Raw genomic sequence first — 15,991 nt, 5'->3', positions numbered from 1 at the left:
GGCGGACGCGGTCGGCCCGGCCGGCGGGGCGGGTACGGCCGGCGGGGCCGGCGTCGCCGCGATGGTCGAGACGGTCTTCAGGATCGAGTCGGCGCGGATCATCGCCGGTGCCGCCCGCATCGTCCGCGACGTCGGCATCGCGGAGGAGCTGGCCCAGGACGCGCTGGTCGCCGCGTTGGAGCAGTGGCCGGAGTCGGGGGTCCCGGAGCGCCCGGGCGCCTGGCTCACGGCCGCCGCCAAGCACCGGGCGATCGACCTCGTCCGCCGCAGGGAGACCTACGCGCGCAAGCTCGCCGAGGTCGGGCGCACGCTGGAGGACGTCCCGCCGCCCGAGCCCGCCGGGCCGGACGACATCGACGACGACCTGCTGAGGCTGATCTTCACCGCCTGCCACCCGGTGCTGTCGGCGGAGGCCCGGATCGCGCTGACCCTGCGGCTGCTCGGCGGGCTGACCACCCCGGAGATCGCCCGCGCCTTCCTCGCCCCCGAGGCGACCGTCGCCCAGCGGATCGTGCGCGCCAAGCGCGGCCTGGCGAAGGCCCGGGTCCCGTTCGAGGTCCCGTACGGGGCGGAGCGGGCGGCGCGGCTCTCCTCCGTCCTGGAGGTCATCTACCTGATCTTCAACGAGGGCTACGCGGCCACCGCCGGGGACGACCTGCTCCGGCCCGGGCTCTGCGAGGACGCGCTACGGCTGGCCCGGGTCCTCGCCGGGCTGATGCCCGAGGAGCCCGAGGTGCACGGCCTGGCGGCCCTGCTGGAGCTCCAGGCCTCCCGGACGGCCGCCCGGACCGGGCCGGACGGGCGACCGGTCCTGCTGGCCGACCAGAACCGCGCCCGCTGGGACCGGCTGCTGATCCGGCGCGGCTTCGCCGCCCTCCGCCGGGCCGGCACCGGGCCGTACGCGGTCCAGGCCGCGATCGCCGCCTGCCACGCGCAGGCCGCGCGGTACGAGGACACCGACTGGGCCACCATCGCCGCCCTCTACGCGCGGCTGATGGCGATCACGCCGTCCCCCGTGGTGGAACTGAACCGGGCGGTGGCCGTGTCGATGGCCGAGGGCCCCGCCGCCGCGCTGGAGGTGGTGGACGCGCTGATGGCGGAACCGGCACTGGCCGGGTACCACCTGCTGCCGAGCGTGCGGGGCGACCTGCTGGCGCGCCTGGGGCGCGGCGCGGAGGCCCGGGCGGAGTTCACGCGCGCGGCGGGCCTGACCCGCAACGCACGGGAGCGGGAGCTGCTGTTGGCGAGGGCTGCGGCTACCGGGGCGGGCACCTCCGGGACGACGGGCACGTTCGGCGGAGCGGGAGCGGGAGCGGAGTCCGGCGGGGCCGGAGCGGAGGGGCGGGCGGGGCGGTGAGCCCTCAGAGTGCCTCGTCCAGCCGCAACCGGGCGCTGACCTGGCCGAGGCCCTGGGCCAGGACGGTGAGCTGCTCCCGGCTGAGGACGTCGATCAGCAGCTCGCGGACCAGGGCGACGTGGCCGGGGGCGGCCTCGCGGAGCATCTCGTGCCCCTCCTCCGTGAGTTCGGCGAAGACCCCGCGCACGTCGCTGGGGCAGGAGCGGCGTCCGACCAGGCCCATCCGCTCCAGCTGGGTGACCTGGTAGGTCAGTCCGCTCTTGGAGGTGACCAGCTTGTCCGCCAACTCGGTCATCCGCAGCGAGCCGGCCGGCGCCGCGGAGAGGTGGACCAGGATCTCGTACTGGGTGTGGGAGAGCCCCGAGTCCTCCTTGAGCTGGCGTTCCAGGCGGCGGTTGAGGAGGTTGCTCGCGGTGACGAAGCCCCGCCAGGCTGCCATCTCCTCGTCGTCCAGCCAGCGGGTTTCGCTCGGCGGGCGCGTGGAGGGCGCGGGGGGCGCGGAGGGTGCGGACGACGTGGAGGGCATGAATGGATCGTACTCCTGTTGTTCAAATTCGAACGACGGTGTACGGTCTAAAGTGTCGGAGTTCAAATTTGAACTACTAGCCAGTCGCCCGACCACCCGCCCGAGGAGCAGAGGAAGAGACGTCATGAGCACCGCGGCCCCCGAGCGCATGCCCGCCCTCTACCTGTCGCACGGCGCGCCGCCGCTCGCCGACGACCCGATCTGGCCCGGCCAGCTGGCCGCCTGGTCGGCCGACCTGCCGCGCCCCAAGGCGATCCTGATGGTCTCCGCGCACTGGGAGGAGGCCCCTCTCGCCCTCGGCGCCGTCCTGCCCGTACCGCTGGTCTACGACTTCTGGGGCTTCCCCGAGCACTACTACCGGGTCCGGTACGCCGCTCCCGGCGCACCGGAGCTCGCCGAGCGCGTGCGCAAGCTGCTGCGCGCCCCCGGCACCCCCGTGCAGGACATCCCGGACCGCGGCCTCGACCACGGCGCGTACGTGCCGCTGGTCGAGATGTTCCCCGAGGCGGACGTCCCCGTCCTCCAGGTCTCGATGCCCACCCTCGACCCGCAGCGGCTGCTGGAGATCGGCCGCCGGCTCGCGCCCCTGCGCGACGAGGGCGTCCTGATCGTCGGCAGCGGCTTCTTCACCCACAACCTGCGGGCGCTCAGCCAGGACGGCCGGGTCACCTCGGTGATGGCCGAGTTCGACGACTGGGGCCGGCGCGCCCTGGCGGCGCAGGACCTCGACGCACTGCTCGACTTCGAGCGGAAGGCCCCGGCCGGACGGCTCGCCCACCCGCGGACCGAGCACTTCGCGCCGCTCTTCGTCACGCTCGGCGCGGGCGAGGGCGAGCTGGGCAGTCAGCGCACGGTCATCGACGGGTTCTGGAACGGACTGGCGAAGCGCTCGATCCAGGTGGGCTGACCCGGGTCTCCGGAGACCGGGTCCGGGCCCCCGGAGGCCGGAGGCCGCGCCGGGCGCGGCACGCCGGACGGCCGCCCGCAGGATCTCGTGAGATCCGGCGGGCGGCCGTGGAATCAGACCGTGGAATCAGGCCGTGGGCCGGGCCGTGTCGCGGTCAGGCGGTGGCGGTGGCCGACTCGGTCGCGATCCGCTCGGCGGCGCTGCGCTCGACGCAGAACTCGTTGCCCTCGATGTCCGCGAGCGTGGCCCAGCCCTTGCCGTCGGGCGTGCGGTGGTCGCCGACCAGCGTCGCGCCCAGCGCGAGCACGCGCTCCACCTCCTCGTCCCGGGTACGGTCCTGCGGCTGGACGTCGAGGTGGATGCGGTTCTTCACCGTCTTGCCCTCGGGCACCTGGATGAACAGCAGCGAGACGCCCGACGAGACCACCAGGGCCTCCGGGTCACCGGGGTTGTCGTCGTCGCCGACCTTGCCGTCCAGCACCTGCGCCCAGAACTGGGCGAGGCGGTAGGCGTCGGCACAATCGATCGTCACATGTCGCACAAGAGAAGCCATGAGGGCCACTCTGACCTCGATCTTCCTCCCGGTCCAGCACTTAATCCGGGCCGCTCCCCGGACCGGCGACGGGAGCGGTGGGATCGGAGGCCGACCCGGGCGCCCGGCGGCTGTGCAGGTGGCCGTCGAGCGGGAACGGGGGGAACGCCGGGAGGAGCGCCCGGTAGCGGTAGCCGGTCTTCTCCGCCACCCGGCACGACGCCGGGTTGTCCACCTGGTGCAGCAGGTCCAACCGGACCAGGCCGTCCGCCGCGAACACCTCGAACGCCCAGCCGGTGAGCGCCTCCAGCGCGCGCGGAGCCACACCCCGGCCGCGCGCGGCGGCGGCCGTCCAGTAGCCCACCTCGGAGACGGGGCTGCCGCCCTCGCCGCGCTTGAGCACCACGTTGGCGAGCAGCGTCCCGGCCGGACCGCCGGGGCCTCCGGAACCGCCGGAATCCTCCGCGCCGCCCCCGCCCGCCAGGACGGCGAAGCTGTACCGGGTGCCCTCCGCCCAGCCGCGTTCCTGCGCGTCGAGCCAGCGGGCGGCCCCGTCGAGGCCGGTCACCGGGAACCGGGTGAAGTGCCGCAGCGTCGCGTCCCGGTAGATCTCGACCAGGGCCGGGGCGTCCTCCGCCCGGAAGGGGCGCAGGACGAGCCCGTCGGCCGCCGGCCCGCCGAGCACGGTCGTCACCGGAGCCCCTCCCAGCCCCACCGAGGGGTGGGACCCGGGTCTCCGAGGTCGGTGCCGGCCGGGGAGGCGGAGACGTCCTTGGCGATCCTGGTGCCCCAGTCGAAGTACTCCAGGACGCGGCGGCGGAGGAGTTCGTCGTCGGGCAGTTCCTTCCCGACGGCCTCGGCCATGAGCTCCACCCAGCGGGTGCGCTGTTCCTCGGTGATGGCGAGGCCGAGGTGGGAGCGGAGCAGGGACTGGTGACCGCCGAGGTCGGTGGTGAAGCGGTCCGGACCGTCGAAGATCTCGGCCAGCCAGACGGCGACGTGCTCGATGTGGGTGGGCGTGAAGTCCGCGAAGACCGGCGCGAGGATCGGGTCGGCGAGGACGCCCCGGTAGAAGGTGTTGCTCAGCCGGCGAAGGGCGTCCGGGCCGCCGATCGCGTCGTAGAAGCTGTCGGAACGGTCGAGGCTGTCGGAGCGGTGGTCGCTCATCAGCGGTACTCCCCCGTGGGTCGGTGTGTCGTGACCCTTCCTAGCAGGGGTGCGGAGCGCGCCGTTCCTCCTCCCGGGTGTTTTCGCCGCCGGCTCAGCAACCGGATATCGGCCTTCCGGTTCGGGTGCCCTTGACCTTGACGCAGGCGGCAGGGTCGGAAGGTTGCGCCATGAACGAGACGACGCGGACACGTGAGGCAGTGCGGCAGGACCCCCGGGTGGTCGTGGTCACCGGGGCGGGGACGGGGATCGGGCAGGAGACGGCGTGGGCGTTCGCCGCGCAGGGGCCGGAGGTCCGGGTGGTGGCGGTCGGGCGGCGGGCCGAACCGCTCGCGGAGACGGCGAGCCGCGCACCGGGCCGGATCGTGCCGCTGGCGGTGGACATCACGGCGCCGGACGGGCCGGAGGCGATCGTCCGGGAGACGCTGGAGCGGTTCGGGCGACTGGACGTCCTGGTCAACAACGCCGGCATCGCCCCGCCCGGCCCGCTCGGCGACTACACCGCGGAGGGGGTCGGCGCGCTCCTCGCCACCAACCTCACCGCCCCCGTCCTGCTCGGCCAGGCCGCCCTCGCCGCGCTGACGGCGAGCCGGGGCGTGATCGTCAACGTCAGCACCGCCGTCGGCCAACGGGGTTGGCCGACGAACTCGGTGTACGCGGCGGGCAAGGCCGCGATCGACACGATCACCCGCAGCTGGGCGGTGGAGCTGGCGCCGCGCGGCATCCGGGTGGTGGCGGTGGCACCCGGCGCGATCGAGACGCCGATCGCCGACCACGCGGGGCTCGGTCCGGAGCGGCGGGCGGCCGTTCGCCGGTGGCAGGTGGAGAGGACCCCGCTCGGCCGGCTCGGGGAGCCGGCCGAGGTGGCCTGGGCGGTCGTGCAACTCGCCTCACCACAGGCCTCGTTCGTCACCGGCGTAGTCTTGCCGGTGGACGGGGGCGCCGTCGTCGGATAGCGCGTCCGGACAGGATCGGACGCGGGACCGGGCACGGGGCCGGGCATGGGGCCGGACATGGGGCCGGGCGCCGGACGGAGCTTACGGAGGCAGGCGGGTGCGGATCGGGGAGCTGGCGCGGGTGACGGGCACGACGGCCCGGGCGCTGAGGCACTACGAGCAGGCCGGACTGCTGTCGTCCGGGCGCGCTCCCAACGGGTACCGGGTGTACGGCGAGGGCGCCGCGGTACGGGTCCGCAACATCCGCGGGCTGCTGGAGGCCGGGTTCACCCTGGAGGACGTCCGGCCGTTCCTGGGGTGCCTGGACCGCGACGCGTTCGGCCCGCCGTCCGCCGGCGCGCTGCGGATCGCCCGGGAGCGGCTGGCCGTGCTGGAACGCCGCATCGCCGCGCAGCACGAGGCCCGGGACCGGCTGGTCGCGGCGATCGCGGCCGCGGAGGCCGAAACCCTCGCACAGGGCGCGCCTCCCGGGCAGGGAGTGGCCGCGGTCGCGGCCGACGAGGCGGCCGCACCGGTCTGATGCCGGGCGGCGACGCCGCGGGCGCGGGGGCCGGACGGGCCGGCGGTTCGGAGCGGGCGCCCGTACGGGTGACACCCCCGATCGGGGGTGTGCAGGGCGCGACGCGCGGAGGACAGTGGGCGCATGCAGATTCCACTCTCCGTGATGGACTTCCTCGACCGGGCCGAGCTGGTCTACGGCGACCGGGTCGGCATCGTCGACGAGCCGGTCCAACCGGCCGAATCCTGGGGCGATCTGACATATCGTCAGGTCGCCCGGCTGGCCCGGGCACAGGCCGCCGGACTGGACCGGCTCGGGGTCGGCCCGGGCGAGCGGGTCGCCGTCGTGTCGCACAATTCCGCCCGGTTGCTGACCTCGATGTACGGCGTGAGCGGCCACGGCCGGGTACTGGTACCGGTGAACTTCCGCCTGAAGGCGGAGGAGGTGTCGTACATCGTCGAGCAGAGCGGCGCCTCCGTCCTGCTGGTGGACCCTGAACTGGCCGACCCGCTGGCCGGGGTGGTCGCCAAGCACAAGTTCGTGATCGGCGCGGCCAGCGACGCCCTGCTGTACGACTTCGACAACGCGCCGCGCCGGTACGCGATCTCCGAGAACGACACCGCCACCGTCAACTACACCAGCGGAACCACCGCCCGCCCCAAGGGCGTTCAGCTCACCCACCGGAACATCTGGCTGAACGCCGTCCTGATGGGACTGCACTTCGGGGCCGGCGACCGGGACGTCTACCTGCACACCCTGCCGATGTTCCACGCCAACGGCTGGGGCCTGCCGTTCTCCCTCACCGGGCTGGGCGCGCAGCACGTGGTGCTGCGGAAGGTGGACGGCGCCGAGATCCTGCGCCGGATCGACCGGCACGGGGTGACCTTCCTCTGCGGCGCGCCGGCGGTGGTGCAGATGGTGCTGGACGCGGCCGAGGACTGGGACGGTCCGGTCCCCGGCCGGGACCGGGTGCGGATCATCGTGGCCGGGGCGCCGCCGCCGACCTCGGTGGTGCAGCGGGTCGAGTCCGAACTCGGCTGGGAGTTCATGCAGATCTACGGCCTGACCGAGACCTCGCCGGTGGTGACGGTGAACCGCTCCCGCGCCGAGTGGGACCTCCTCCCCGCCGCCGAGCGGGCCGAGAAGCTGGTGCAGGCGGGCTCGCCCGCGATCGGCAACCAGGTGCGGGTGGACGGCCAGGGCGAGGTCCTGGTCCGCTCCAACGTGGTGCTGGACGGCTACTGGCAGCAGCCGGCGGCCACCGCCGAGGCGATCCGGGACGGCTGGTTCCACACCGGCGACGGCGGCACCCTGGTCGACGGCTACCTGACCATCTCGGACCGGAAGAAGGACGTGATCATCAGCGGTGGGGAGAACGTCTCCTCGATCGAGGTGGAGGACTGCCTCTACGACCACCCCGCGGTGGGCGAGGCCGCGGTGATCGGCGTCCCGGACGCCAGGTGGGGCGAGACGGTCAAGGCGCTGGTGGTGCTCAAGCCGGGCGCCGAGGCCGACGAGGCGGAGCTCATCGCGCACTGCAAGGAGCGCCTGGCCGGGTACAAGTCACCCACCTCGGTGGAGATCCGGGACACGCTGCCGCGCACGACCACCGGCAAGCTGCAGAAGTTCCGGCTCCGCGAGCCGTACTGGGCGGGGCGGGATCGGAAGGTCAACTAGCTCGCGTCCAGGAGGCCCGACTCGCGCGCCGCCAGGGCGAGTTCGGTGCGGTTGCGGACACCCAGCTTGTGCATGGCGCTCTTCAGGTAGCCGGTCACCGTGTTGCAGGTGAGGCCGAGCTGGGCGGCGATCTCCGGGTTGGTCCGGCCGGTCGCCGCCCAGCGGAGCACCTCGTGCTCGCGCCGGGTCAACGGCGTCGCGGGAGCCGCCGCCCCGGGCGCCTTCCGGGTCGGGGGGCCGCTCCAGGCGGCGGCCCCGGCCAGCGCCCTGGTGGCCGCCTCGGCCAGCCTGCCGACGGCGGCGATCCGGACGTCCCCGAACGGGACGACCGCACGCAGCGACGCGTACACCACGCCGTGCACGGCACCGCCGTGCAGCAGCGGGACGGTGAGCATCGCGTACAGGTCCTCGGCGATGACGGCGGCGTCGTAGTGGTGCGAGATGGTGGTGGCGGCCCGGTAGTCGGGCACCCAGTTGGGGGCGCGCTCGGCCAGCGCCCGGCCGCCGAGGCCGGTCCCGGCGGGGACCGCGAGGCCGTGCAACAGGTCGGCCCTGGTGCCGGCCCAGTGCCGCAGCACCATGCCCGCGGGGCCGTGCCCGCGGGCTCCCCGGCCGGGCGCACCCGGTTCCGGCACGCCGACCAGGCCGACGTCGGCGCCGCAGTCGGCCACCACCCGGCGGGCGAGGTCGCCGAGCACGGCGTCCCGCACGAGCTCGGCGGCCCGTGCGGCGAGGTCGTCGGGGGCTCCGGTGACGGCGGTCGTGGCGGTCATGCGTGATTCTCACACGGGGTCCGGGCGTTGAGGAGGGGTCGGGACGCGCCTTCGGCGTGCGTGTTCCGTGGAGTTCCGGGCGAGTCCGGGCGGCACGGCGTAGGGTGCGGGCGCGAGGTTACCGGCGAGTCACTACCAGGGTGGCCACAGGTGCGAAGGGAAGATCCATGACGGAACCGAACACTCCCGGGGGGTCGGCCGTGCTGACCGGACTGCTGGCCGACCTGCGGGCCGAGAGCGAGGTGCTGGACGGGCTGGTCGCCGGACTGGAGCCGCAGCAGTGGGCCGCGTCCACCCCCGCCCGGGGGTGGACGATCGCGCACCAGATCGCACACCTCGCCTGGACGGACGACTGGTCGGACCGGGCGGCCCGCGACCCCGAGGGCTTCGTCACCGAGTCCGGCCGGATCTTCGGCGAGCTGCTGGCGGCCGGCGCGGACCCGGTCGAGGACGGCGCCTCCCGCGGAGCCGCCGAGGATCCGGCCGCCCTGCTGGCCCGCTGGCGGTCGGGGCGGGGGCGGCTGGCGGAGGCCCTCGCGGCGGTGCCGGCCGACACGCGCCTGCCGTGGCTGGGCCCGCCGATGAAGGCCCCGTCGATGGCGACCGCGCGCCTGATGGAGACCTGGGCGCACGGGCAGGACGTCGCGGACGCGCTCGGCGCCGTCCGCGAGCCGACCGCGCGGCTGCGGCACATCGCGCACCTGGGCATCCGGACCAGGGGGTTCGCGTTCACGGTGCACGGGCTGCCGGTGCCGGAGTCCCCGGTGCGGGTGGAACTCACCGCGCCGGACGGGACGGTGTGGACGTGGGGCCCGGCCGGGGCGGCGGACCGGGTCGACGGGCCCGCCCTGGACTTCTGCCTGCTGGTCACCCGGCGCCGGCACCGCGACGACCTCTCGCTGACGACCACCGGCGACGCGGCGGAGACCTGGCTGCCGATCGCACAGGCCTTCGCGGGGCCGCCCGGGGAGGGCCGGAAAGCGGGATCATCACCCCGGTAAATAACATGATGATGCGTCACATCAAGGCGCAATCGATCTAAACCACACGTTTCGGCGATAGCCAGAGTTCGTTGGCGAATGATGGACTGCCGCCATGACTCGGATGAACACCCTGCGTACCGTCCTGGCCGGCGCCGCCGCCCTCCTCGCGCTGGGCGGCCTGGCCGCCACACCCGCCCAGGCCGCGTTCGCGCCGCCCGCGGGCACGGCAGCCGCCGCGCACGGGGAGGTGCGGGCCGGCACTCCGGCCGCCCACCGGGTGGTCACCTTCTTCGAGGAGTACCGCCGGGCGGTCCTCGGCGAGAGCGGCGAGACCCCGCGCGCCGTCCGCGAGCGCTACCTCACCCCGCACCTCGACTTCCGGCTCGACGCCTGGGCGCGCGATCACGACGCCGATCCGGTGTTCCGCGCCCAGAACGTCCCGGCGGACTGGTCCGCCGAGCAGGTGAAGGAGGAACTCGGCTTCGCCTCCGTCCGGCTCACCGAGTTCTGGAGCGGGGGCGAGAGCCGGCACGTCTGGTACGTCGTCCGCCTCGTCGACCTGCGGATCGTCGAACTCAACGACCGGCCCGCCTTCTGAGCCCCGGGGAACGACCTCCGGACGGCTGAGAGAAGAACTCCGGCGCGGCGCAGACACCCCCCACGACTGCGCCGCGCCGGTGACGTCACCGGGCGCCGGGGGCGACGGGGCCCGGGTCACCTGCCGCCGTCGCGGACGAGGAGCAGGCCCCGGCCCGCGCCGAGCGCCCCGTCGGCCCAGGCCGGCAGGTCCTCTCCGACCAGTGCCTCGACCTCCTCGATCGCGTCCTCGTCACCGCCCGGGAGCAGCTCGACGTCGTCGTGGATCCGGCCGGTGTCGAAGCCGGCCAGTTCGGCGCGGGCGGCGGCGAGGGCCCCCGGCTCCGCGAAGGTGGGGAAGGGCCACGGATCGTCGGGCGCCGCCTCGGCCCGCGGGAAGGCCCACGGCCGCCCCCAGAGCTCGGCGAGGGCCGGCAGCCCCCAGGCGACGAAGGCCTCCGTCAGCTCGTCCCAGCCCCGACCGGGCAGGACGATCGAACCGAGCGGCTCCCCGACCGTGGGGCCGAGGAGTTCCAGCAGCCAGGTGTAGCCCGCCGGGCGGTCCGGATCGAGACGCCCGGTGACGAGCTCCCGCAGCGCCGTTCGGACCTCGGCGGGCTCGGTGGCCCGCAGCAGGGCACCGGCCGCCGTCAGGTCCTCGATCCTGCCGAGGGCCTGCCGGACGAGGTCCTCGTCCCGGGATCCGACCAGGGAGAGGAGGGCGTCCGCGTCGACCGCGTATGCGGAGAGGTACTGTTCGGCCATCCCCGATTATCTGCACACCGCCATGTCGGCTCCACCGCAGGGTCGTTGAGGCGCACGACGACGCGACCCGACCCACCCCGGGGTCACGGGGTCGACTGTCCGGGCCGCGCCTCCGGCGTCCGCGCGGCGGTCTCGGCCGACTTGGTCCAGGGGGAGACACCGAGCTTGCCGGTGGTCCCCAGATCGAGCTCGGCGGGAACGGTGAGACGGGGGCGGCCCGGCAGCGGGGCGACGTCCAGGAAGCGGCCGTGGTCGGCCGCCCTGTCGCCCGCGGTGACGGTGTTGCGCCAGGCCACCTGGAACTCGGCGGTCTCCCCGGGCCGGAGGGTGACCGGCTTCGCGGCTGCGTCGAAGTTCTCCAGCGTCGCGATGCCCGCCGAACCGCTGCCGACGGTCACCGCGAGGGGCGCGCGTTCGGCGTCGAGGACGCGGATGCCGGGACGGCCGTTGAGGGTGTAGGGGCGGGTCCCGCAGTTGGTCAGCCGGATCGACATGACACGCAGGCCCATCGCCGCGGCGACCTCGCCGACGGCCGGCGAGACGCCCTCGGGGGAACAGACGGGGGCAGGGGTCGACGGCCCGGGGGGCACGGCACCGGAGGGAAGGGCATCGGCGGTGACCAGCGGGAAGGCGGTCGGCCGGGCGCTCGCCGCCGGGGCGGTGGCAGCCGGGGTGGCGGCAGCCGAGGCGGTGGGCGCGGCCGAGGACGGCGCGTCGCCGATCGTGCGCGCCGGGCCGGGCGCTCCCCCGCCGGCCCCGGTCACCGAGGTGCTTCCGCAGCCGGCCACCGCCACGACCGCCCCGAGCAGCACGCCTGCCCTGGCCGGGATCGGTGTCCGGCGGGCGGCGGCCGACTGGGTCGATTTCATGGGACCGATCATGGCATGAAACGGGAGGCACTCCGTTCGTGCGCGGCGTAGGCTCGCGCCATGCTCGACTCGCCGCCGGTCCCCGACCTCCTGTCCCATCTCCGTTCCGTGGGAACGGTGTTCGCCTCCTTCACCGCACAGGACTCCGGCTGCGTGGCGTACGGGGTGGTGGAACCCGGCGGGGCCCGTTGGTTCGTGAAGGCCGCCGTGACGGAGCGCGCGGTGGCCTCGATGGAGCGGGCCGCCGCACTGCACGCCGCCGTCCGGCACGAGGCGATCGTCCCGCAGTTGCACCGTTTCACGGCCGCCGGGCTGCCGGCGGTGGTGATGCCGTGGCGCGACGGCGAGGTGCTGTACCACCCGACGACGGACGGCGGCCGGGGTGCCGCCGCCCGGACCGACCCGGCGAGCCCGACGGCCCGCTTCCGTTCCCTGCCGGTGCCCCTGGTGGCGGAGGCCCTGGACACCGTCCTGGACGCGCATCTGGCGGTCGCCCGGGCCGGGTTCGTCGCCTGCGACTTCTACGACGGCTGCCTGCTGTACGACTTCGCGCGGCACCGGCTGCACCTGTGCGACCTGGACGAGTACCGCCCGGGGCCGTTCACCGTCGACGTGGACCGGCTGCCGGGCTCGAAGCGGTTCATGGCGCCGGAGGAGTTCCGGCGCGGCGCGGTGATCGACGCCCGCACCACGGTGTTCACGCTGGGCCGTGCCCTGCGGCTCCTGCTCGACGCCGGCGACGAGGAACGGGACTGGCGCGGGGGCCGGGCCCGACTCGCCGTGCTGGAGCGGGCCACGGCGGCCGATCCGGCCGAACGCTGGCCCGGCGTCGAGGAGTTCGCCGCCGCCTGGCGAGCCGCGTGAGTCGCCCGGGCCGTCTGCGCCGTCTGCGCCGCCCGAACCGTCCGGACCGCTGAACCACCCGAACCCCGTCAGGACCGCTGTGGAGGCGGCGGGTCCGGAGGCCCGGGGCCTCCGCCGGGCCGCGGCGCCTCAGATGCCGATCCGCAGCGGGGTGAGCCGGGTGGCGACCAGGTTGGTGGCGCCCCGGTCGCGCTCGACGTGCCCGTACACGAGCAGGCCGGCCCGGTCGAGGGCGGCGCGGCGCTGCGACTCCCAGACCGGCCGGCTGCAGATGACGTTGATCAGCCCGGTCTCGTCCTCCAGGCTGAGGAAGAGCACCCCGCCCGCCGTCGGCGGACGCTGCCGGTGGGTGACCAGCCCGCCGACCACCACCGCCGAACCCGGCACCACGTCCGGGAGCTGGGCGGCGGTGAGCGCGCCGCCGCGTTCCAGGTGGTCGCGCAGGTGCTGGAGCGGGTGGCTGGTCGCGGAGGTGCCGGTCGCCCAGAGGTCGGCGATGGTCTCCTCGATCGGGGTCATCCCGGGGAGCGGCGGCGCCTCGGTGCCGGGCGTCGTCCCGGGGATGAGATCCGCCGAGACCCCCGCGAACGCCCCTGCCGCCCAGAGCGCCTGCCGCCTGTTCAACCCGAAGCAGCCGAACGCGCCCGCCGAGGCGAGCGCCTCCATGGCCGGTGCGGGCAGACCGGTCCGGCGGGCGAAGTCCTCCAGGTCCGTGTACGGCTGCCCGGCCGCGACCGCCTCGGCCTGCGCGGCGCCGATGCCCCGTACGGTGTCCAGGCCGAGCCGGATCGCGGGCTGCGGCGTGCCCGCGGTCAGCGGCGGCGCGGGCGTCGGCCCCCGGTACGGCTCCAGGGTGGGCCGGGACCCGCTGGCGTTGACGTCCACCCCGCGCACCCGGACGCCGTGCCGCCGGACGTCCGCGATCAGGCTGAGCGACGAGTAGAAGCCCATCGGCTGGTTGGCCAGCAGCGCGCAGGTGAAGGCCGCCGGATAGTGGTACTTGAGCCAGGCGCTGGCGTACACGAGGTAGGCGAAGCTGATCGCGTGCGACTCCGGGAAGCCGTAGTTGGAGAAGGCCTCGATCTTGGTGTAGACGTCCTCGGCGACCTCCTCCGGGATTCCGCGTTCGGCCATCCCGCCCAACAGCCGCTCGCGCAGCCGGGCCACGCGTTCGTGCGAGCGCTTGGCGCCCATCGCCTGACGGAGGAGGTCCGCCTCGGCGGGAGTGAACCCCGCGCAGTCGATGGCCAGTTGCATCATCTGCTCCTGGAACAGCGGCACCCCGAGGGTCTTGCCGAGCGCGTTCTCCATCAGCGGGTGCGGGCAGCCGGCCGGCTCCACCCCCGCACGCCGGCGCAGGTACGGGTGGACGGACCCGCCCTGGATCGGGCCGGGCCGGATCAGCGCGACCTCCACCACCAGGTCGTAGAAGTGGTCCGGCTTGAGCCTCGGCAGGGTGGCCATCTGGGCGCGCGACTCGACCTGGAAGACACCCACCGTGTCGGCCCGCCGCAGCATCGCGTACACGCCCGGGTCGTCGTCCGGGACGGTCGCCAGGTCGTAGCGCCGGCCGTGGTGCTGCTCGACCAGGTCACAGGCGTCGTGCAGGGCCGCGAGCATGCCGAGACCGAGCAGGTCGATCTTCACGAGTCCGGCGCCGGCCACCGACTCCTTGTCCCACTGCAGCACGGACCGCCCCGGCATCCGGGCCCACTCGGTCGGGCAGATCTCCGCGATCGGCTCCCGGGTGAGCACCATGCCGCCCGAGTGGATGCCCAGGTGGCGCGGCAGACCGTGGAGTTGTCCGGCGAGGGAGAGCACGTCGGCGGGCACCACGGCGTCCGCGCCGGGCGGGGAGCGGAAGTCGGCCTGCCGGCTGAACGCGTCCACCTGCCCCTGCGGGTAGCCGAGCACCCGGGCGGCGTCGCGCAGTGCCAGCCGGGGCCGGTAGGTGATCACGTTGGCGACCTGGGCGGCGTGCTCGCGCCCGTACCGGCGGTAGACGTACTGGATGACCTCCTCGCGGCGGCGGTTCTCGATGTCCAGGTCGATGTCGGGCGGCCCGTCGCGGGCGGTGGAGAGGAAGCGCTCGAAGAGCAGCCGGTAGTGGACCGGGTCGACGGCGGTGATCCCGAGCGCGAAGCAGACCGCCGAGTTGGCCGCCGAACCGCGCCCCTGGCACCAGATCCCCTCCCGGCGGCAGAAGTCGACGATGTCGTGGACGATCAGGAAGTATCCGGCCAGGTCGAGATCCTCGATGACGTCCAGCTCGCGGGCGAGCTGACGGCGGGCCGGGCCGTTGCCGGGCCCGAAGCGGGCCGGGCCGCCCTCGGCGACCAGCGCGCGCAGATGGCTGATCTCGGTGTGGCCGGACGGGACGGGGTAGCCGGGCAGTTCCGGATCCAGCTTGGCGAAGTCGAAGGCGCAGGCACGGGCCAGGTCCACGGTCGCCTCCCGCACGCCGGGGAAGCGGGCCAGCCTGGCGGCCATCTCGCGGCCGGAGCGCAGGTGCGCGGTGCCGGCGGCCTGCGTCCAGCCCGCCGCCTCCGGGAGCGTACGGCGGTCGTGCAGCGCGGCGAGGCTCTGGGCGAGACGGCCCTGGGCGGGGCCGGCGTGGTGGGCGTTGGTGGAGGCGACGGCGGTCAGGCCCAGCCGGGCGGCGAGGGCCGCGAGGGCGTCGTTGCGCAGGTCGTCGCCAGGCAGCCACTGGTCGATCAGTTCGACGTGGACGTTGTCGCGGCCGAACGCCTCGGCGAGCGAGCGGAGTTGACGCTCGGCCCCGCCGGCGTCGGAGCCGGGGCCGGGGCCGGGGCCGGGACCGGGGAGGAGGGTGGGGCCGGGAAGGAGGGTGGGGACGGGGACAGGACCGCCGCCGGTGCCGGAACCGGCGGGTGCGGCCGGGGACGCGGGGGTGCTCGCGAGGGCGGCGGGGACGCGGCCGAGGCGGCAGCCGGTGAGCACCGCCCAGTGGCCGTCGTGCGCGTCCGCGAGAGCCGCGAAGTCGTAGGCCGGCCTCCCCTTGGCCCCGCCCGCGAGTTGGGCCGCCCCGATGGCGGCGGACAGGCGGCGGTAGCCTTCCGGGTCGCGCGCCAGGACGAGGAGGTGTTCGACCCGACCCCTCTCGTGACCGATCGTCAATTCCGCGCCGAAGACGGTGGCCACGCCCGCCTCACGGGCCGCCGCGGCGAGTCTGACCGCTCCGTAGAGGCCGTCGTGATCGGTGAGCGCGAGCGCCTCGACGCCCAGCCGGGCGGCCTCGGCGACCAGTGCCTCGGGGTCGCTGGCGCCGTCGAGGAAGCTGAAGGCGGAATGGACGTGCAGTTCGGCCCAGGCGGGGGCAGGGGCGGAGGCAGGGGCCGGGCCGGTGGCGCCGGCAGGCCCGGCGGGTCCGGCAGGTCCGGCAGGTCCGGCGGTTTCGGGATCGCGGCGCAGCGGGACGACGTCGCCACCCGCCGGGCCGGGCCGGCCGCCGGTCAGGCGGCGGCGCAGCTCGCTCCAGGGGAGGGTGGGGTGACTCGTGAATCCCATCGGGGGTGACGC

At 74.8% G+C, this 15,991-nt stretch carries 16 protein-coding genes; 8 read left to right on the top strand and 8 right to left on the bottom strand.

All coding sequences use genetic code 11. The features are described 5' to 3' along the window. Nucleotides 1-61 precede the first annotated feature (61 nt). Nucleotides 62-1,357: a DUF6596 domain-containing protein gene (locus ABZY91_RS12460; protein ID WP_355401908.1), complete on the top strand. Its 1,296-nt coding sequence runs from the start codon at nt 62-64 to the stop codon at nt 1,355-1,357. 4 nt (nt 1,358-1,361) lie between these two features. On the opposite strand, the gene ABZY91_RS12455 is transcribed toward ABZY91_RS12460, so the two are convergent. Next, a complete protein-coding gene (locus ABZY91_RS12455) occupies nt 1,362-1,883 on the bottom strand; it encodes a MarR family transcriptional regulator (protein WP_329879323.1) in 522 nt (173 codons plus the stop codon). Between the two features lie 124 nt (nt 1,884-2,007). Between ABZY91_RS12455 and ABZY91_RS12450 the strand changes: the two genes are divergently transcribed. Continuing rightward, nucleotides 2,008-2,790, top strand: coding sequence for a class III extradiol ring-cleavage dioxygenase (locus ABZY91_RS12450; protein ID WP_329879324.1), 783 nt, complete (start codon nt 2,008-2,010; stop codon nt 2,788-2,790). Nucleotides 2,791-2,944: 154 nt separating this feature from the next. On the opposite strand, the gene ABZY91_RS12445 is transcribed toward ABZY91_RS12450, so the two are convergent. From ABZY91_RS12445 to ABZY91_RS12435, 3 genes are read right to left on the bottom strand one after another with little or no spacing between them, the layout of a single operon-like run. After that, nucleotides 2,945-3,343, bottom strand: a complete 399-nt coding sequence (locus ABZY91_RS12445; protein ID WP_329948288.1) for a VOC family protein — start codon at nt 3,341-3,343, stop codon at nt 2,945-2,947. A gap of 40 nt (nt 3,344-3,383) precedes the next feature. Then, the gene (locus ABZY91_RS12440; protein WP_355401881.1) at nt 3,384-4,016 is read right to left on the bottom strand and encodes a GNAT family N-acetyltransferase; all 633 of its coding nucleotides are present in this window, start codon (nt 4,014-4,016) and stop codon (nt 3,384-3,386) included. Further along, complete coding sequence (locus tag ABZY91_RS12435; protein WP_355401879.1) at nt 4,013-4,489, bottom strand: group II truncated hemoglobin; 477 nt, start codon at nt 4,487-4,489, stop codon at nt 4,013-4,015. The genes ABZY91_RS12440 and ABZY91_RS12435 overlap by 4 nt, the downstream gene beginning before the upstream one ends. A 170-nt stretch (nt 4,490-4,659) precedes the next feature. Here ABZY91_RS12435 and ABZY91_RS12430 point away from each other — a divergent pair, with 170 nt between their 5' ends. The 3 genes from ABZY91_RS12430 (at nt 4,660) to ABZY91_RS12420 (ending at nt 7,621) form a co-directional block, all read left to right on the top strand. After that, a complete protein-coding gene (locus ABZY91_RS12430; protein ID WP_355401877.1) occupies nt 4,660-5,445 on the top strand; it encodes an SDR family oxidoreductase in 786 nt (261 codons plus the stop codon). Between the two features lie 97 nt (nt 5,446-5,542). Then, complete coding sequence (locus ABZY91_RS12425; protein WP_355401875.1) at nt 5,543-5,965, top strand: MerR family transcriptional regulator; 423 nt, start codon at nt 5,543-5,545, stop codon at nt 5,963-5,965. A 123-nt stretch (nt 5,966-6,088) separates the two neighbouring features. Further along, a complete protein-coding gene (locus tag ABZY91_RS12420; RefSeq protein WP_355401873.1) occupies nt 6,089-7,621 on the top strand; it encodes an AMP-binding protein in 1,533 nt (510 codons plus the stop codon). Here the strand turns inward: ABZY91_RS12420 and ABZY91_RS12415 are convergent. Continuing rightward, nucleotides 7,618-8,394 (bottom strand): LuxR C-terminal-related transcriptional regulator, encoded by a 777-nt coding sequence (locus tag ABZY91_RS12415; protein ID WP_355401871.1) that lies wholly within the window; start codon nt 8,392-8,394, stop codon nt 7,618-7,620. The two genes, ABZY91_RS12420 and ABZY91_RS12415, sit on opposite strands and share 4 nt — an antisense overlap. 167 nt (nt 8,395-8,561) lie before the next feature. On the opposite strand from ABZY91_RS12415, the gene ABZY91_RS12410 reads away from it, so the two are divergent. Further along, nucleotides 8,562-9,395: a TIGR03084 family metal-binding protein gene (locus ABZY91_RS12410; protein WP_355401869.1), complete on the top strand. Its 834-nt coding sequence runs from the start codon at nt 8,562-8,564 to the stop codon at nt 9,393-9,395. A gap of 94 nt (nt 9,396-9,489) precedes the next feature. Next, complete coding sequence (locus ABZY91_RS12405; RefSeq protein WP_355401867.1) at nt 9,490-9,975, top strand: hypothetical protein; 486 nt, start codon at nt 9,490-9,492, stop codon at nt 9,973-9,975. 116 nt (nt 9,976-10,091) lie between these two features. Here ABZY91_RS12405 and ABZY91_RS12400 read toward each other — a convergent pair whose 3' ends face one another. Both ABZY91_RS12400 and ABZY91_RS12395 read right to left on the bottom strand, forming a co-directional pair. Beyond that, nucleotides 10,092-10,718, bottom strand: coding sequence for a hypothetical protein (locus ABZY91_RS12400; protein ID WP_355401865.1), 627 nt, complete (start codon nt 10,716-10,718; stop codon nt 10,092-10,094). 83 nt (nt 10,719-10,801) lie between these two features. Further along, nucleotides 10,802-11,587: a DUF4232 domain-containing protein gene (locus ABZY91_RS12395; protein WP_355401863.1), complete on the bottom strand. Its 786-nt coding sequence runs from the start codon at nt 11,585-11,587 to the stop codon at nt 10,802-10,804. A 60-nt stretch (nt 11,588-11,647) separates the two neighbouring features. On the opposite strand from ABZY91_RS12395, the gene ABZY91_RS12390 reads away from it, so the two are divergent. Beyond that, nucleotides 11,648-12,451: a serine/threonine protein kinase gene (locus ABZY91_RS12390; protein WP_355401862.1), complete on the top strand. Its 804-nt coding sequence runs from the start codon at nt 11,648-11,650 to the stop codon at nt 12,449-12,451. Nucleotides 12,452-12,580: 129 nt separating this feature from the next. On the opposite strand, the gene ABZY91_RS12385 is transcribed toward ABZY91_RS12390, so the two are convergent. Next, complete coding sequence (locus ABZY91_RS12385) at nt 12,581-15,979, bottom strand: error-prone DNA polymerase (RefSeq protein WP_355401860.1); 3,399 nt, start codon at nt 15,977-15,979, stop codon at nt 12,581-12,583. Nucleotides 15,980-15,991 lie beyond the last annotated feature (12 nt).

The sequence above is a fragment of the Kitasatospora sp. NPDC002965 genome (assembly GCF_040611255.1).
Lineage (GTDB): Bacteria > Actinomycetota > Actinomycetes > Streptomycetales > Streptomycetaceae > Kitasatospora.
This window is presented reverse-complemented; position numbering and strand designations above follow the sequence as displayed.

Bases quoted from the DNA above. Each gene is read 5' to 3' on its own strand.
- ABZY91_RS12460 (WP_355401908.1), top strand. From the start codon at position 62: ATGGTCGAGACGGTCTTCAGGATCGAGTCGGCGCGGATCATCGCCGGT.
- ABZY91_RS12455 (WP_329879323.1), bottom strand. From the start codon at position 1,883: ATGCCCTCCACGTCGTCCGCACCCTCCGCGCCCCCCGCGCCCTCCACG.
- ABZY91_RS12450 (WP_329879324.1), top strand. From the start codon at position 2,008: ATGAGCACCGCGGCCCCCGAGCGCATGCCCGCCCTCTACCTGTCGCAC.
- ABZY91_RS12445 (WP_329948288.1), bottom strand. From the start codon at position 3,343: ATGGCTTCTCTTGTGCGACATGTGACGATCGATTGTGCCGACGCCTAC.
- ABZY91_RS12435 (WP_355401879.1), bottom strand. From the start codon at position 4,489: ATGAGCGACCACCGCTCCGACAGCCTCGACCGTTCCGACAGCTTCTAC.
- ABZY91_RS12430 (WP_355401877.1), top strand. From the start codon at position 4,660: ATGAACGAGACGACGCGGACACGTGAGGCAGTGCGGCAGGACCCCCGG.
- ABZY91_RS12420 (WP_355401873.1), top strand. From the start codon at position 6,089: ATGCAGATTCCACTCTCCGTGATGGACTTCCTCGACCGGGCCGAGCTG.
- ABZY91_RS12415 (WP_355401871.1), bottom strand. From the start codon at position 8,394: ATGACCGCCACGACCGCCGTCACCGGAGCCCCCGACGACCTCGCCGCA.
- ABZY91_RS12410 (WP_355401869.1), top strand. From the start codon at position 8,562: ATGACGGAACCGAACACTCCCGGGGGGTCGGCCGTGCTGACCGGACTG.
- ABZY91_RS12405 (WP_355401867.1), top strand. From the start codon at position 9,490: ATGACTCGGATGAACACCCTGCGTACCGTCCTGGCCGGCGCCGCCGCC.
- ABZY91_RS12400 (WP_355401865.1), bottom strand. From the start codon at position 10,718: ATGGCCGAACAGTACCTCTCCGCATACGCGGTCGACGCGGACGCCCTC.
- ABZY91_RS12395 (WP_355401863.1), bottom strand. From the start codon at position 11,587: ATGAAATCGACCCAGTCGGCCGCCGCCCGCCGGACACCGATCCCGGCC.
- ABZY91_RS12390 (WP_355401862.1), top strand. From the start codon at position 11,648: ATGCTCGACTCGCCGCCGGTCCCCGACCTCCTGTCCCATCTCCGTTCC.
- ABZY91_RS12385 (WP_355401860.1), bottom strand. From the start codon at position 15,979: ATGGGATTCACGAGTCACCCCACCCTCCCCTGGAGCGAGCTGCGCCGC.